This is a genomic window from Curtobacterium sp. MWU13-2055, from assembly GCF_023242305.1.
GTDB lineage: Bacteria > Actinomycetota > Actinomycetes > Actinomycetales > Microbacteriaceae > Curtobacterium.
In genome coordinates this window covers 25,803-42,154 of sequence record NZ_JALLIO010000009.1, presented here as the reverse complement: position 1 = coordinate 42,154, position 16,352 = coordinate 25,803, and the positions used below count along the sequence as shown (strand labels likewise).

General features: G+C 71.7%; 15 protein-coding genes. 10 read left to right on the top strand and 5 right to left on the bottom strand.

The annotated features are described in order from the left end of the window. The first annotated feature begins 3 nt into the window (after positions 1–3). The 3 genes from M4960_RS16250 to M4960_RS16240 are packed head-to-tail and all read left to right on the top strand — an operon-like array spanning position 4 to position 3,859. Entirely contained in the window at positions 4–1,395 is a 1,392-nt protein-coding gene (locus M4960_RS16250; protein ID WP_123339283.1) for an MFS transporter, read from the top strand. Next, positions 1,392–3,098 (top strand): dihydroxyacetone kinase family protein, encoded by a 1,707-nt coding sequence (locus M4960_RS16245; RefSeq protein WP_248704823.1) that lies wholly within the window; start codon positions 1,392–1,394, stop codon positions 3,096–3,098. The genes M4960_RS16250 and M4960_RS16245 overlap by 4 nt, the downstream gene beginning before the upstream one ends. Then, entirely contained in the window at positions 3,095–3,859 is a 765-nt protein-coding gene (locus M4960_RS16240; RefSeq protein ID WP_248704822.1) for a triose-phosphate isomerase family protein, read from the top strand. Before M4960_RS16245 ends, M4960_RS16240 begins: the two co-directional genes overlap by 4 nt. Here the strand turns inward: M4960_RS16240 and M4960_RS16235 are convergent. From M4960_RS16235 to M4960_RS16225, 3 genes are all read right to left on the bottom strand, one after another. Continuing rightward, complete coding sequence (locus tag M4960_RS16235) at positions 3,856–4,530, bottom strand: response regulator transcription factor (protein ID WP_248704821.1); 675 nt, start codon at positions 4,528–4,530, stop codon at positions 3,856–3,858. The two genes, M4960_RS16240 and M4960_RS16235, sit on opposite strands and share 4 nt — an antisense overlap. Then, complete coding sequence (locus tag M4960_RS19825; RefSeq protein WP_123937167.1) at positions 4,527–5,738, bottom strand: sensor histidine kinase; 1,212 nt, start codon at positions 5,736–5,738, stop codon at positions 4,527–4,529. The genes M4960_RS16235 and M4960_RS19825 overlap by 4 nt, the downstream gene beginning before the upstream one ends. A gap of 249 nt (positions 5,739–5,987) precedes the next feature. Then, the gene (locus M4960_RS16225) at positions 5,988–6,674 is read right to left on the bottom strand and encodes an SDR family NAD(P)-dependent oxidoreductase (RefSeq protein ID WP_248704820.1); all 687 of its coding nucleotides are present in this window, start codon (positions 6,672–6,674) and stop codon (positions 5,988–5,990) included. Between the two features lie 108 nt (positions 6,675–6,782). Here M4960_RS16225 and M4960_RS16220 point away from each other — a divergent pair, with 108 nt between their 5' ends. After that, positions 6,783–7,535: a helix-turn-helix transcriptional regulator gene (locus M4960_RS16220; protein WP_248704819.1), complete on the top strand. Its 753-nt coding sequence runs from the start codon at positions 6,783–6,785 to the stop codon at positions 7,533–7,535. Then, complete coding sequence (locus M4960_RS16215) at positions 7,532–8,374, top strand: hypothetical protein (protein ID WP_248704818.1); 843 nt, start codon at positions 7,532–7,534, stop codon at positions 8,372–8,374. The genes M4960_RS16220 and M4960_RS16215 overlap by 4 nt, the downstream gene beginning before the upstream one ends. Positions 8,375–8,387: 13 nt before the next feature. Here M4960_RS16215 and M4960_RS16210 read toward each other — a convergent pair whose 3' ends face one another. Next, positions 8,388–9,038 (bottom strand): helix-turn-helix domain-containing protein, encoded by a 651-nt coding sequence (locus tag M4960_RS16210; protein WP_235035995.1) that lies wholly within the window; start codon positions 9,036–9,038, stop codon positions 8,388–8,390. After that, on the bottom strand, positions 9,035–10,552 hold the full coding sequence (locus M4960_RS16205; protein WP_248704817.1) for an APC family permease: 1,518 nt from the start codon (positions 10,550–10,552) through the stop codon (positions 9,035–9,037). The genes M4960_RS16210 and M4960_RS16205 overlap by 4 nt, the downstream gene beginning before the upstream one ends. Positions 10,553–10,772: 220 nt before the next feature. Between M4960_RS16205 and M4960_RS16200 the strand changes: the two genes are divergently transcribed. From M4960_RS16200 to M4960_RS16180, 5 genes are all read left to right on the top strand, one after another. Further along, positions 10,773–12,266 carry an APC family permease gene (locus M4960_RS16200; protein ID WP_123292882.1) on the top strand — a complete coding sequence of 498 codons (1,494 nt, stop codon included), beginning with the start codon at positions 10,773–10,775 and terminating at the stop codon, positions 12,264–12,266. Positions 12,267–12,346: 80 nt separating this feature from the next. After that, positions 12,347–14,380, top strand: coding sequence for a primary-amine oxidase (locus M4960_RS16195; protein ID WP_248704816.1), 2,034 nt, complete (start codon positions 12,347–12,349; stop codon positions 14,378–14,380). Position 14,381: 1 nt separating this feature from the next. After that, a complete protein-coding gene (locus M4960_RS16190; RefSeq protein ID WP_248704815.1) occupies positions 14,382–14,981 on the top strand; it encodes a hypothetical protein in 600 nt (199 codons plus the stop codon). Between the two features lie 563 nt (positions 14,982–15,544). Beyond that, complete coding sequence (locus tag M4960_RS16185) at positions 15,545–15,727, top strand: hypothetical protein (protein WP_123292879.1); 183 nt, start codon at positions 15,545–15,547, stop codon at positions 15,725–15,727. An 18-nt stretch (positions 15,728–15,745) separates the two neighbouring features. Continuing rightward, entirely contained in the window at positions 15,746–16,282 is a 537-nt protein-coding gene (locus M4960_RS16180) for a MarR family winged helix-turn-helix transcriptional regulator (protein WP_123292878.1), read from the top strand. Positions 16,283–16,352: the final 70 nt, after the last annotated feature.

The window sequence follows — 16,352 nt, the reverse complement described above, 5'->3', positions numbered from 1 at the left end:
CCCGTGTCACTACCCCCTGCCCCCGCGCTCGGGTCGACGAACGACCCCGGCCTCAAGTCCGCCATCGGCAAGGCGACGAAGCACCTCATGCCGATGCTCGTCATCCTGTACTTCGTCGCGTTCCTCGACCGCACCAACGTCGGGTTCGCCGAAGAGGCCCTGAGCGTCGACCGCGGCATCTCCGACGCGGCCTTCGCACTCGGCGCCGGCATCTTCTTCATCGGTTACGCGATCTTCGAGATCCCGTCGAACCTGCTGCTCAAGCGCTTCGGCGCTCGGTTCTGGCTCGCCCGCATCGCGGTCACGTGGGGCATCGTCGCCGCGCTGTTCGCCTTCACGACGAACGACACGATGTTCATCGTCCTGCGGTTCATCCTCGGTGTGACCGAGGCGGGGCTGTTCCCGGGCGTGATCATGTACCTGTCGGAGTGGTTCCCGAACAAGGTGCGCGTGCGGATGTTCGCGATCTTCTACCTGGCGCAGCCGTTCTCGCAGATGATCGGTGCCCCGTTGTCCGGCGGGCTGCTGAGCTTCGGCGACCAGGCGACCCCGTTCCACGGCTGGCAGGTCATGTTCTTCGGCGAGGGGATCCTCGCGGTGCTCGCCGGCATCGCGGCCCTGGTGTTCCTGACGAACAGTCCGCAGCAGGCGAAGTGGCTCGAGCCGGGCGAGAAGCAGTCGCTCACGGCGGCGATGGCGCGCGAGGACACCGCCCGCAGCGCGGACGGCCCGACCGGCATCTGGAAGGCCATGGCGAGCGGCCGGGTCTGGTACTTCACGATCATCTACTTCTGCCTGCAGGTCGCCGTGTACGGCACGACGTTCTACCTGCCGCAGCAGGTCTCCTCGCTGCTCGGGCAGGACGTCGGGTGGCAGGTCGGCCTCGTGACCGCGATCCCGTGGCTCGTCGGACTCGTCGCCTGCTACCTGGTCGGCTCGAAGGCGGACTCCGTCGGTCGCCGCCGTCGCTGGGGCACCATGTTCTACATCACGACCGGGCTGTCGATCCTCGGCTCGGCGTGGGCCGGTGCGAACGGGCAACCGATCCTGGGCATCGTCTTCATCACGCTGGCGGTCGCGAGCTTCCTGGCCGTCGGCCCGATCACGTGGGCGTACCCGACGGCGTTCCTCACCGGGGCAGCCGCCGCGGCGGGCATCGGCCTGATCAACTCGCTCGGCAACCTCGGCGGGTTCGTCGCCCCGATCATGCGCACGGCGATCAACGAGGTGGTGCCGACCGACAGCGGTGCGTTCGGGATCGTCTCGCTCGGGGTCCTGGCGTTCGTCGCGGCCGTGATGATCTTCTGCACGAAGTTCTTCCGGGGGTCGAAGGCGGATGATCTCCTCGACACCTCGCATGTCCGCACCACGACGTCGAAGGAGACGAACGCGTGACCAGACTGTTCAACGACCCGGCGGACTTCGCCGACGAGGCGACCGACGGCTTCGTCGCCGCGAACGAGCGGTGGGTGCGGAAGGTGCACGGCGGCGTGGCCCGCGCCACCACCAGCCCAGACGGCACGGTCGCCGTCGTGATCGGGGGCGGTTCCGGCCACTACCCGGCGTTCGGTGGACTCGTGGGGCCGGGCCTGGCAGCCGGTGCCGCGATGGGCAACCTGTTCGCCAGTCCCAGCGCTCAGCAGGTCGCCGGCGTCGCGCGGGCGTCCGAGCACGGCGGCGGGGTGCTGCTGAGTTACGGCAACTACGCCGGTGACGTCCTGAACTTCGACGCCGCGGCCCGCACACTCGAGGCCGACGGCATCCCGGTCCGCACGGTCCGGGTGACGGACGACGTGGTGAGTGCGGCCGCGGACCGCGCGCAGGAACGGCGTGGCATCGCGGGCGACCTCTGCGTCTTCAAGGTCGCCGGTGCCGCCGCCGAGCAGGGCCGCAGCCTCGACGAGGTCACGGCCGTCGCCGAGCGCGCCAACGACCGCACGCGGTCGTTCGGCGTCGCGTTCTCCGGCTGCTCGCTACCCGGCGCCGACGAACCCCTGTTCACGGTGCCCGAGGGGCGGATGGCCATCGGCATGGGCATCCACGGCGAACGTGGAATCGACGAGACCGACGTGCCGACGGCGTCCGAGCTGGCGTCGCTGCTGGTGACCCGACTGCTCGACGAGCTGCCGGCGAGCGTGACCCCCGACGGCGCGCGCGTCGTCCCGATCCTCAACGGGCTGGGCAGCGTCAAGTACGAGGAGCTCTTCGTCGTCTACCGCTCGGTGCAGCAGCGACTGGCCGACGCAGGGGTCGTCATCGTCGAGCCCGAGGTCGGCGAACTCGTCACGAGCTTCGACATGGCCGGCGTCTCGCTCACCCTCTTCTGGCTGGACGCCGAACTCGAGGAACTCTGGGCAGCAGCCGCGGACACCCCCGCGTACCGCAAGGGCGGCGCCGTCCCGCAGGAACGCGTCGACCCCTCCACCGTGGAGGCGGACGCCGAGGGCGTCGCCATCGGCGCTGCGAGCGACGACTCGCGCGCAGTCGGCGAGCAGGCTGCGGCCGGCTTCGCCGCAGTCCGCGCGCTCCTCGACGAGCACGCCGACGAGCTCGGCCGGATCGACGCCGTCGCGGGTGACGGCGACCACGGCATCGGCATGCAGCGCGGGGCGCACGCCGCAGAGGCCGCAGCCGCGGATGCAGTAACCGCCGGCGCAGGTGTCGGTTCCGTCTTGCGGATCGCTGCAGACGCCTGGTCCGACAAGGCCGGCGGCACGTCCGGTGCGATCTGGGGAGCCGCCCTGGAGGCACTGGGTCGCGTCCTCGGGGACGACGAGCGTCCGACAACCGCCACGGTCCAGAGCGCGGTGCACGCCGCCACCGAGGCGGTCCTCGCGTTCGGTGCGACCGTCGGCGACAAGACCATGGTCGACGCGCTCGTGCCGTTCGACGAGGTGCTCCGCACCCGGATCGACGCGGGAGCGTCGCTCGCGGACGCCTGGGCCGACGCCGTCAGCGCCACCCGCGAGGCCGCCGACGCCACCGCGTCGCTCGTGCCGAAGATGGGCCGCGCACGCACCCACGCCGAGCAGGCCGTCGGCACACCGGACCCCGGAGCGGTGTCGTTCGCGCTCATCGTGGAGACCCTCGCACCGTGATCACCATCGGGGTGTCGCTGAAGACGTACTTCTCGCACGCCCGGACCCTGGAGTGGTCCGGGGCCGTCGCCGAGATCGCCCGGAGGCACCCCGCGACGCGGTCGGAAGCGGCGACGCTGTTCGTGGCGCCGACGTTCCCGGCGCTCGTGCCCGTCCGCGACGTGCTCTCCGGGTCGGGGGTGCTCCTCGCCGCGCAGGACCTGTCGTGGGCCGACGAAGGAGCGTTCACCGGCGAGGTCTCCGGCACCGAACTGCGGGAGATCGGGGTCGACCTCGTCGAGATCGGGCACGCCGAACGACGTTCCCTGTTCCACGAGGACGACGCGACCGTCACCGCGAAGGTGCACGCGGCCTTCCGCAACCACCTGCGTCCGCTCCTCTGTGTCGGGGAGACGACCCGGGCCTCCCATCCGGGTGCAGCGGAAGCGGTGGCGGAGGTGACCGCGCAGCTCGACCGTGGTGTCTCGACGGCCATCGCTGACGGACTGGCCGGGGCGCTGACCGTCGCCTACGAGCCGGTGTGGGCGATCGGTGCGCCCGCGCCGGCGCCGGACGACCACATCGTGGCGGTACTCGGGGGGATCGAGCAGCACCTTGCCACGCGACCCGAGCTGCGCGGGAGCACGGTCCTGTACGGGGGCAGCGCCGGGCCCGGTCTGCTCACCCGTGGGCAGGGGCGGATCGGCGGGTTGTTCCTCGGTCGGTTCGCGCACGACCCGGCTGCGGTCGAGGCGATCCTCGACGAGGTCGCAGCGGCCTAGGACCCGTCGCGGTTGCCCGCCAGTCCGTGGTCGTGCGCGTAGACCACGAGCTGCACGCGGTCCCGCAGCGAGAGCTTGCCGAGGATGCTCGAGATCTGCGTCTTCACGGTCGACTCAGTGACGTACTCCTTCGTCGCGATCTCGGCGTTCGAGAGCCCGCGGGACGCCCAGCCGAACACCACCCGCTCCCGCTCGGTCAGCGCCTGGAACTCGGGCGGCTGCGGCGCCGGTGCCCTCGCGACGTCGGTGCCGAACAGCTGCGCGAGGTCGTTCGGGGCGATGACGGAGCTGCCCTCGTGCACTGCCCGGACCGCCGCGAACAGGAACGTCGGGGTGGCGTCCTTGAGCAGGAACCCGCTCGCACCGAGCCGGATCGCGGTCGCGGCGGCGGGGTCGAGGCCGAACGTGGTGAGCACGACGACGCGGGGGAGCGGACCCTCGACGGCGCCGGAGAACAGCTGCCGGACGGTCTCGACGCCGTCCATGCCGGCCATCCGCATGTCGAGCAGCATCACGTCGGGTCGGAGTTCCTGGATGCGGGCGAGGGCCTCGGCACCGTCCGCGGCCTCGCCCACCACCTGCATGTCGTCCTGCGCGTCGAGCACCACGCGCAGACCGGCGCGGAACAGCGCCTGGTCGTCGGTGAGCAAGATCTTGATGGGTTCGGTCATCGGACGGGTCCCCCTTGGACGTCGAACGGGATCCGGGCGCGTGCGGCGAACACGTCGTCCAGCGCGGCGGCGTCGAACGACCCGCCGAGTGCGGTGAGGCGGGTGTGCATGCCGTCGATCCCCCGGCCGGAGCCCCCAGTGGTGCCGTCACCCACGACGTTCTCGACCTCGAGCACGACGTCGGCGCTGCGCCAGGTCTCACGGACCACGACGGGCAGCCCCGGGGCGCCGTGTCGGAGCGCGTTCGTCAGCATCTCCTGCAGCACGCGCCGTGCTGCCGTGCCGGTGTCCGGGCGGAGCGGGACCGGGACGCCGCGCACCGTGCGGTCGACGTCGACTCCGGCGTCGCGGATGCCCTGCACGATCTCCTCGAGCGAGCCGGGATCGGTCGTCTCCCCGGAGCCGTCGATGTGCCCGAGGACCTGCCGGACCTCGAGCAGGGAGCTGCGGGCGGTGCTGGCGATGGTGGCACTGACTTCGCGGATGCGGGCCTCGTCGGCCAGGAACGGCACCGAGTCGGCCTGCGCGATGATCACCGCGAGCGAGTGGCCGACGACGTCGTGCACGTCACGGGCGATGTCGGCGCGGATGCGCTCCGACTCCGCGACGTCGATGGCACGGGTGGCGGTCGCCTCGGCTTCGCTGGCGACGGCCTCGGCGCGCGACGCGGCAGCCTCGGCATCGGCTCGACGGACGGATTCGCGGTCGCGCGACCGGAAGGCCCGGACGGCGACCCCGCCCGCCCACACCCCGAGGAGGGCGGCGACCGGTGCGGCCATCGCGAGGAACGCCTGGTCGCGGGGACCGTTGAGCAGCACCAGGTACCGGAAGCCGGTGACGGCGAGGTAGAACGTCGCGCCGACACCCGCGACGAGCGCGAGCACCCCGGAGAGGATGACCTCGGTCCGGGTCCCGACGACCGCCGCGGTGCCGATGACGACGAAGATGGCGAGGTCGACGAGTGACGGGCGCTCGCCGCCGCCGACCTGGATGATCCCGAGGACGACCACCATGAGCATCGCCGCCGACGGGGAGACCCGACGGAGGGCGATCGCGCCGGCGGCGGCGAGCACGGCGAAGAAGCTCGCGTGCTCGAGCTCGACCTCAAGCGGTAGCAGGAAGACGAACGCCGCGAGGACCGCCCACGCCACGTCGACGACGATCGAACGGGTGGCGAGCGGCCGGATGAACGTGCGCCGGTCCGTCACGGCTCGATCATCGCATGCCGCCCACGCCGGGCAGCGCGGACCGACGTCACGCGCCCGGGGTCATGGCGGCGAGGGCGATGACGGTGGTGGCGACGATCGCGGCGCAGAGCAGCAGCGTGGCGATCGTGTGTTTCGTCGAGGACTCCATGTCACCAGACTCGCGGTCCGGAGTCGCCGGGGCATCGGGCGCAGGGGCGAAGCGCTTCGTCCCTGCGGGTGAAGCGAGGGGCGAGCACCCGGTACTCGGGCTCAGACGACGACGGATCCCCGCTGGCGGTGCGCGATCGAGACGGACTCGCCGGACACCGCGTTGAGCGGCGACGACAGGAACGCGATCAGGTCGGCGATCTGCTGCGGGGTCGAGTCGCCGGGGCCACCTGGACGGACCTCGGCGGACGGGGTGTCCGTCACGGTCCCGGGGTTGACGACGTTCACCGTGACCCCGGTACCCGCCACGTCGTCGGCCAGGTTCTTCGCGATGACGCTCACCGCCGTGTTCCGGAGCGACGCCGTGATGTTGCCGGAGAAGTAGGCGTTCTGCCCGCTCACGACGACCACGCGGCCGAACCCGGCCTCGCGCTGGGCGGGGAGCACGGCGTTCGCGACGCGCAGGAACCCGAGCGCCTTGCCGTCGATCGCGTCGAGGACCTGCTCGGGATCGGACTTCCGGGCCGGGTCGAGGGTGCTCGCGCTCGGGGCAGCGGTCACGACCAGCACGTCGATGCGCCCGTGCCGCTCGAGGACGGTGGCGATGCCGGCGTCCACCGACTCCTGCGAGGCGGTGTCGATCGACGCGCTGCCGTCGGAGTCGTCGGCGCTGCGGGACGCGACGACGACGGTCGCCCCCTCGGCCCGGAGGCGGTCGGCGACGGCGGCACCGATGTACCCCTTGCCTCCGACGACGAGTGCGACACGGTTCTTGAGTTCGAGGTCCACGCGCCCACGCTATGCCGATCACCGGGCCGAGGTCATGGGGCGCAGTGCGCGTGTTCTCGAATTCGAGACGACTCACCGCAACTGTCTCATCCTTGATACGATCGCGGGGTGCAGATCGACCAGGTCATCCCCGAACTCCGCGGCACCGCTGGCTTCGGTGCGACCCGGATCGCTGCCCGTTCCGGAGTGAGCCGGCCGACGGTCTACCGCATGCTCGGTGGCGCGTCGCCGCGGATCGACGACCTCCGCGAGCTCGCCATCGCGGCGGGCTTCGACCTCGACGTCACCCTCTCCGTCCTCAGCGATCCCCTCGCAGCGGTGGCGGCGCGGTCACGGCTCGGCGATGACCGCCTGGCCGACTGGGCCGACCCCGCGTCCGAGTGGGTCGCACGTCTCGAGCGGTTCGTCGGGACTGCGGAGCACGCGGACGCTGCTGCCGTGATCGCGGAGGCCGGAGTTGCGGCCGGTCCGCTCAACCGGGACGGAACCGTCCTGCTCACCGCCGACGCGTGGGACATCGATCGCCTCGTGTCCGCCGGGCGTGCGTCGAACGCGCCGTGGGCGCTGTCCGGCTGGGCGGCGCTCGACGCGCTCGGCATCGGTGACGGCATCGTCGCGCCGACGATCGTCTGGACCGAGGACCCCCGCGCGTTCGCCCAGCTCCTCGGTGACACGTTCCGCCGCGGACGAGGTGAGGCCGTGGACGTCGCCGTCGTGCCCGCGCACCCGTCCGTGTTCATCGGCGCGACCGAGATCGAGGCGGTCCACCTCGTCGACCCACTCCAGGGCCTCATCGACGCCGCCGGCCTCGGGGAGTCCGCCCGGAGCGCAGTGGCGCAGTACGCGCGGGGTGGCCGATGAGTCCGCAGCAGCCGTGGGACCTCGGCCCTGGCTCGTACGTCAAGCGGCCGGCGCGGCCGACGCCCGTCCCACCCGAGGAGCGCGCCGGATCGGTCCGGACGGCACCGGACGAGGCCCTCGCCGCGACCGGGGTGTCGTGGGACGCAGCCCGGATCGACCTCGGTCGCATCGGACGGTCGTCGTCCTCGCGTGCGCGCCACCGCTTCAGCGCCGTGCTCCCCGACCTCGTGTGGAACGCCGCAGCGCTCGAGGGGAACACCTTCACCCTGCCCGAGGTCCGGACGCTCCTGGACGGTGTCACCGTCGGCGGGCACCCCATCGAGGACGAGCGCCAGGTGTTCGCGCTCGTCGACGGCTACACGCATCTCGATGCGCTCGTCGCGGCACAGGGATTCGTGCTGTCGAAGGTCGTCTCGGACGACCTGCACGGCCGCGTCGCGGTGCACGAGGCCATCGAGTCCGGGGCCTTCCGCGGGGAGGGCGACGTCGGTGGCGGTGGAGCCGTCCGGTTGGCGTCAGGCGGCGTGGTCGACGGTGTGCCGCAGGACGAGCTCGAAGAGCGGTTCGCATCGATCTGTGCGTTCGTCGGAGCGCTGGAGGACCCCCGGGAACGTGCGCTCGCCTACTTCGCGGCGGCGACGCGCTCGCAGTTCTACTTCGACGGCAACAAGCGCACGGCTCGCCTGATGATGACGGGTCTGCTCATGTCGGAGGGGTACGACGCGGTGAGCATCCCGTTCGTGCGCCAGTTCGAGTTCAACCAGGCGTTGGACGTCCTCTTCACGCGGGACGATGCGACTCCGCTGATGGCGTTCGTCGCCGACTGCGCTGCGTCCTGAGCGAGGTCCTTCCTCACCCGAGCAGCGGCTCGAGCCGCGTCACCGCCCGGCGCAGGTGCACCAGTGCGTCCCCCGGCGACGACACCCGGGCGGCCGGCGCCGACAGGGTCAGCCCTGCCACGAGTTCGCCGCGCTCGCCGCGGACGGGCAGCGCCAGGCACCCGAACCCCGCCGTGAACGCCCCCACCTGGTGGACCGGTCCGAGGCCCCCTTCGGCGTGCAACCGCCCCATCGCACTCGACCCGGGCGTGGCCCGCAGCGCGGCTTCGTCGAGCAGCGGGAAGTCCGGGTCGACGTCGATGTCGCGCACACCGGCGGCGTCGTAGCGCGCCAGGTGCACGCCCGCTCGGACGGCGGAGCGGACGTCGGCGAGCACCGACCGCACGGCTCGGGGCAGCGGTGCGAGTGCCGGAGCCGGCGACACCCCGGCCAGGTCGGCGACCTTGTGGCCGAGGGCGAAACCGCGCAGGTCCGGCAACCGGACGAGGTACTCGTCCTCGACGAGCAGCGTGATGAGCCGGTAGGTGGTGGCCCGCGGCATCCCGAGGGCCTCCGAGATCTGCTGGGCGGTGACGCCCGGTCCCGCGTGCGCGGCGGCCTCCAGCACCGCGAGGGCGTTCTGGATCGCCTTCGGCTGCCGCGCGCGGAGTCCGGGTTCGCTCACCGCACCTCCGCCTGGTGGCCGGTTCCGGCGGACGGACGGGAGGCCCCCAGCAGGTCCGCCTCGACCGGCACGTCGTACACGGCGCGGCTCCGACCCCGCCGCCAGGGTCGCCGACGCGTGGCCACCAGGAACGCGACCACCACCGCGGCGACCGTCCCGACGGCGAGGGCGACGGCCGGCCAACGGGACGACGCGGCCTCGACCCCGAGGTAGGTGAGCAGGACGGCGGTCAGCAGGACCCCGGTCGTGACGGCGACCACCGCGACCCCCGTCGTCAGCTCGCCGATGCGCCGCAGGAACACCGGGGCCGCGAAGCACGTCAGGGCGTACGCGGCGATGTACCCGAGGGCGGCGACGACGAGCTCGGTCTCCATCAGCGTCCACGTCGGGATCCCGCTCGCCAGGCCCAGGACCGGCAGCACCGTGAGCACGCCGCACGCGACCGCGCCGGCCACGAACGGGGTCCGGAAGCGCGGCGACGCCCGACCGAGCACCCGGGGCAGGACTCCCTCGCGGCCCATCGCGAACAGGACCCGCACGAGCGCCGTGGTCGAGGCGATCGCGCACGCCGCGAACGACGCCGCGATCCCGAGGTCGAGCGCCCACCCGATCCACTGCATGCCGAAGGCGTTCGCCAGCTCGTTGACGGGTGAGGCGCTCGACGCCAGGTCGGCGCCCACGGCGGCGAACCCCATCTGCTGGGCCGCAGCGCTGACCACGTAGAGCACCCCGGCGACCAGGACGGTCCACGAGATCGCGCGGGGGATCGCCTGGAACGGGCGCCGGGCCTCCACACCGAGCACCGACGCGCTCTCGAACCCGACGAACGCGGTCACGGCGAGGGCGGTGCCGACCGCGAACGACGCCGGCTGCGTCGGCCCGAGGGCGACGGCGGAGGCGTCTGCCGGGTGCAGGCGCGCGACCAGTGCGACGATCAGGACCACGATGACCGCGACCGACAGCGACTCCACGAGCAGGGTCAGCCGGGTCGACAACCGGACCCCGAGCGCGATCACCGCGAAGACGGCCGCGCCCATCACCAGCACGACGACGATCGTGACCAGGGCGTCGTCGCCGGCGGCCGGCACGAAGCGGGACAGCAGGTAGTCGAGGTAGTAGCCGCTGCCGGTGAGCGAGAACATCGCGATGAAGCCGTACCCGAGCAGGAGTGCTGCGCCCGCGACGACCCCGGCGACCGGGCCGAGCCCGAGCGAGACGTAGGTGTAGAGCGACCCCGTGCCGGCGACGCGTCGGACGAACTGGTTCACCGTCCGCCCGACCAGGAACGACAGCGCCATCGCTGCCAGGAGCGACCACGTGGCCCCCTGGCCGGCGACCGTCGCGACGAGGACCGGGATCGTCGTCGCGGCGGCGGACGGTGCCACGGCCGACACCGACTGGGCGAGGACGTCGACCGGGCCGATGCTCCGCCGCGACAGTCCGTCGACGGGGGAGCGCGTGCCGACGCCGGGCACCCGTGGCGGGTCGGCGATGGCTCGGTCGAGCGCGGTCATGCGGCAACCGTAGGGCTGCGCCGTTGCGCCCGTGTCTCGGTGGTGTTTCGGCCGCGTCTCACGTAAATGAGACGCCTCCGACGAGCACGTCCCATTCGGCGGCGACAGGGCTTCACGCCGGTGGAACGGCACCGCAACGGCGGCGCGGGACCGTGGTCACACCCCGCACCACCACCAGCGATCCCCGCCCACCCCGTCCCACCCGAACTGGAAGGCCACGATGTCCAGCATCACGAAGGACCCCGCGTCACTCGGAGCCGCACCCGCGCCGCAGCGGACCATGCGCGGCTCGCTCGGCGTCACCGCGATCGTGTTCATGGTCGTCGCGGCCGCCGCACCGCTCACCGTCGTCGGCGGCGCCGCCCCGCTCGGCATGCTACTCGGCAACGGCGTCGGGTTCCCGTCGCTGTACGCCGCGTCGGCCGTCGTGCTGCTGCTCTTCTCGGTGGGCCTGGCGGCGATGACCCGGCACGTGCCGCGGCCCGGCGCGTTCTTCACGTTCGTCGGGCACGGGCTCGGTCGTCCGGCCGGCGCGGGAGCCGCCACGCTGGCGCTCCTGACGTACACGACCATCCAGGTCAGCGTGCACGGGTACATCGGGTACCTGCTCGGCGTCACCGTCACGGGTCTCGGCGGACCGGACATCCCCTGGTACGTCTGGTCCCTGGTCGTCGTGGCCCTGGTCGGGATGCTCGGCTACCGGCACATCGACCTGTCGAGCAAGGTGCTCGGCGTGATGCTCGTCGGCGAGGTCGGCATCGTGCTCGTCCTGGTCGCGGCGATCGTGTTCCGCGGCGGGGCGGACGGCCTGTCCCTCGCCCCGTTCGAGCCGACGCAGATCATGTCCGGGTCGCCCGGCGTCGGGCTGATGTTCGCCATCGCCGCGTTCATCGGGTTCGAGGCCACCGCGATCTTCCGCGACGAGGCGAAGGACCCGGAGCGGACCATCCCGCGTGCGACCTACACGGCCGTGATCGGCATCGGCGTCTTCTACACACTCGCGTCGTGGGGGCTCGTGATGGCGTGGGGCCCCGACGGCATCCTCGCCGAGGTCGCGAAGGACCCCGGATCGCTCATCCTCACCACCGCCGCGCAGTACATCGGCAGCGCCGGGGAAGCCGTGCTCAACGTGCTGCTGCTGACGAGCATGTTCGCCTGCGTCCTGTCGTTCCACAACGTCATCACCCGGTACCAGCACTCGATGGCGAACGCGTCGCTGCTGCCCGGCCGGCTCGGCGACGTGCACCGGAAGCACGCGTCGCCGCACACCTCGAGCCTGGTGCAGACCGTCACCGCAGCCGTGCTGATGGTGCTGTTCGCGGTGCTCGGCCTCGACCCGGTGCTGCAGGTGTTCAGCTGGTTCGCCGGCGTCGCCACCCTGGGCGTCGCGATCCTGATGGCCGCGACGAGCCTCGCCGTCATCGTGTACTTCCGCCGCAACCCCGGGGACCGGCGGGTCTGGAACACCATCGTGGCCCCCGTCCTCGGGTTCCTCGGGCTCGTCGCCGCCGCCGTCCTGATCTGGGTGAACTTCCCGACGCTCGTCGGCGACGTCGACGCCTCGGGCGCGAGCGTCTTCGGCGTCGTGAGCATCGTGCTCACCGGCCTGGTCGTGGTCGTCCCCGTCATCGGCGTGGTGCAGGCCGTGGTGCTGCGACGCCGCAGTCGGAGCCGCTACGAGCTGATGCTCGACCGTCTCGCCACCGAGAGCTGACCCGCCGGGCGCACCACGCGCCTCCCGGCCGAACCGACCTGACCCCACGCACGACGCAACGCGCAAGGAGCACCACGCACATGACGATCACCGACCCGACCACCGTGACCACCGACGCAGCCACCACCGCGCACCCGCTCGGCAGCCTGACGCCCGACGAGTTCACCGCCGTCCGCGACCTCGTCACGGCGCAGCCGGACTGGACCGACACCACCCGCTTCGCCTACGTCGGCCTGGAGGAGCCGCACAAGCAGGAGGTCCTGGCGTGGCAGGCCGGCGACGGCCCCCTGCCGGACCGCGCGGCGCGGGTGATGCTGCTCGACATGGCGACCGGTCGCTCCACCGACCGCGTCGTGTCGATCACCACCGGCGCGGTGCTGCGGACCGACGTGCTCGACGGGTCCCGTGGCCAGCTGCCCGTGCTGATCGAGGAGTTCGACGCCGTCGGCGAGATCGCGAACGCGGACGAGCGCTGGGTCGCTGCCCTGGCGAAGCGCGGACTGTCCGCCGACGAGGTCAAGTGCGTGCCGCTGTCCGCCGGGTACTACGACTACCCGGAAGAGGTCGGTCGGCGCATCCTGCGCGTGCTCGCCTTCAAGCAGGACCACCCGGCCGACCACGTGTGGGCGCACCCCGTCGACGGCCTGTCGGCGTACGTCGACGCGGCGAACCGGGCCGTCACGCGGATCGTGGACGTGGCGGACATGCCCGTTCCGACCACCTCGGGGAACTTCGACGACCCCGCGATGCAGGGCGAACCGCTCGACCTCAAGCCGATCGTCATCACCCAGCCCGAGGGGCCGTCGTTCCGCGTCGACGGCGAGTTCGTCGAGTGGGCGAACTGGCGGTTCCAGGTCGGTTTCGACGCCCGCGAGGGGCTCGTGCTCCGCCAGCTCTCGTGGCAGGACGGCGAGCGGCTGCGCCCGATCGTGTACCGGGCGTCGATCGACGAGATGCTCGTGCCGTACGGTGACCCGTCTCCGGTGCGGTTCTGGCAGAACTACTTCGACACCGGCGAGTACCTGTTCGGTCGGTTCACGAACTCGCTCGAGCTCGGCTGCGACTGCGTCGGCGAGATCCAGTACTTCGACGCCGTCCTGGCCGACGAGCTCGGCAACCCGCAGACCATCCGCAACGGCATCTGCATGCACGAGGAGGACTTCGGCACGCTCTGGAAGCACGGCGACATCTACACCGGCTCGCAGGAGGTCCGTCGATCCCGGCGCCTGGTGATCTCGTTCTTCACCACCGTCGGCAACTACGACTACGGCTTCTACTGGTACCTGTACCTGGACGGCACGATCGAGTGCGAGGCGAAGCTCACCGGCGTGCTCTTCACCAGCTCGTACCCGGGGCGCTCGGAGTCCGGCGACGACTACCCCTACGCCTCCGAGGTCGCCCCCGGCCTCGGTGCCCCGTACCACCAGCACCTGTTCTCGGCGCGGCTCGACATGATGGTCGACGGGCTGTCGAACGCCGTGGACGAGGTCGACGCCGTGCGGGTGCCGGTCGGACCGGGCAACGAGCACGGCAACGCGTTCACGAAGTCGGTGACCCGGATCGCGTCGGAGTCGTCGTCGGGTCGTCTCGCCGACGCCTCGAAGGCGCGCACGTGGTTCGTCTCGAACACCCAGGAGCGCAACCACCTCGACCGCCCCACCGGCTACGTGCTGTACCCGCAGGACGCCCCGGTGCTGCTCGCCGACGACTCGTCCTCCGTCGCCGCCCGTGCCGAGTTCGCCCGCAAGCACCTGTACGTCACGCAGTACGACCCGGCGGAGCGCTTCGCCGCCGGCGACTTCGTGCACCAGAACCCCGGTGGCGACGGGGTCGCCCGGTACGTCGAGGGGGACCGTCCGCTCGACGGCGAGGACATCGTGCTCTGGCACACCTTCGGCCCGACGCACTTCCCGCGGCCCGAGGACTGGCCCGTCATGCCGGTCGACTACGCCAAGTTCACGCTCAAGCCGTACGGGTTCTTCCCGCGGAACCCGGCGCTGAACGCGCCGGCGGCCATCGGCGCGACGGCGGCGTCGCACTGCTCGCACCACGCGTCCGGTGGCGTCGAGGCGGCGCACGACGCCGTCGCCCACGACCACGGGCACGGACACTGACGTGACCGACCTGCTCGGGCTCGCCGCGATCGTGCCGGCGTCCGCCGGAGCCTGCTGCACGGTCGGGGCGTGGCGCCCCGGCCGTGCGGTCGACGTGGTGGCGGCAGTGGTGATGGTGGCCGCGATGGTGGACGGGGCCTTCGGGCCGCGCGTGCTGCCCGGGGTGCTCTGGTTCGTGGTGCTCGCGCTGCTCGCCGTGGTGGTCGCCGCGGTGCACCGGGTACAGAGTGCGTCTGGCGCGTCTGGTGCGTCCGGTTCGGACGGGAGGCCCGGGTCGGCTCCGTCGGTCCGGGTCGCGTCGGCGCACGGTCGGTTCGGGCGACTGCACGCGGCGCTCGGTCTGCTGGTGATGGGCGCGCTGGGCGTCGGCATGGCGCACGACCCCGGCATGACCGGCATGGCGGGTGTCGGCATGCACGGACACGGCGGTGCGGTCGCGGTCACGTGGCAGGTCGTCCTCGGCGGCCTGACCACCGGCTACCTGCTGCTCACCGCCCACATGGTGCGGGACGGCATCCGGCGTCGGACCCGCGCGCTCCCCGTCGTCGAGACGCTCGCCATGGGGATCGCGGTGGCGGTGATGGCCGCAGCGATGGTCTGACGGCTCCGGAAGGCATCCCGCGAGGATGGAACCGCCGCGGGATGCCTCGAGCACCTAGCCCTTCCGCCCCAGGTCGTACAAGAACCGCGCCACGGTCACGAGCAAGCTCGCGATCCCCAACCACGGAACCTGACGCCTGCGGTCGGACTCGTTGTCCTTCGACATCGAGTCCTCCTCTCGGTGTCAGCCGGCCGACACGAAAGAGCGGAGAGCCAGGGATGCGTACGCGAGCGTGCCCGCGTACGCTTGCTCCCGAGCGCTCAGCTCGGGAAGACTTGTTTCCCTGGCTTTCCACTCGGAGAGCTGATCGAAGCCCACCACCGTTGCTGCGGTGGTGGGCTTCAACTTTGCCCGGATGCACTCCCCGGCGAGAGTGGCATCTGATGTGCAGCGTATCGGCGGGTCTTCGACCGCAGGCCGCCGCCGCGCGCTGATGTGCGACGCGAACTGTTCGGCGCGCGAAACGTACAGTTTGCGAACCGTTCGTTGCGGAAAACGTTCACGTCGTGAAAGAGTTCGAGCGTCCGCACGGGACGAACGGCCGCAGAAGGGCGGGATCAGACATGCACAGCACGTACTCCGGGATGCCTCGGGCGGCACGGATCGGTGGCAGCCACACCCGCATCGGTCTGACCGACCCGGCCGTCATCGACGCCTACGTCGAGCGCCGCATCGAGGACCCGTCGCTCCTTGCCGGTCGCGCCGAGCCGGCGTACGCCGACTTCTTCACCGTCCCCGCCGCGTAGCAAGGAGCGCATGATCACATGCCGTTGACCGTCGTCCGTCGAGAGCACGTCCACCTCTACGCCCACGAGCCCCGATCCGAGGCCGCGAAGACCGCCGTCGACGCGCTGCTGCGCCTCCAGCACGCCGAAGAGCAGCAGATCGAGTCCGCACGCATCGAGAGCGGGCTGAGCAAGAACGAGTCCCTGGCGATCCGGTACATGCTCCAGGCCCACCGCGACGGCCGCACCATGGGCCCCAAGGACCTCGCCGTCATGCTCACCGTGTCGAACGCCTCGGTCACGAAGCTCGTGGACGCGCTCGTCGACAAGGAACTCCTCGTCCGCACCGCGCACCCCACCGACCGTCGCGCGCAGGTCCTCGAACCCACCGACCTCGCCGCCGAGAAGATCGATGCCTCGTACGCCCGCTTCCACGAGGCCGTGGTCGGGGTCCTCGACCACCTGTCCGACGCCGACAACGCCGTCCTCGCGGAGTCGCTGACCAGGATCGTCGACGCGCTCGCCGACGGTGAGCCGGCACCGGTCGACGAGTACACCGTCGACGACCAGGACTGAGGAGCCCGGGCTGAAGCGAGCCGGGCCGACGCGACCGGACCGACGCGACCGAGGCGGTCGACGCGACCAC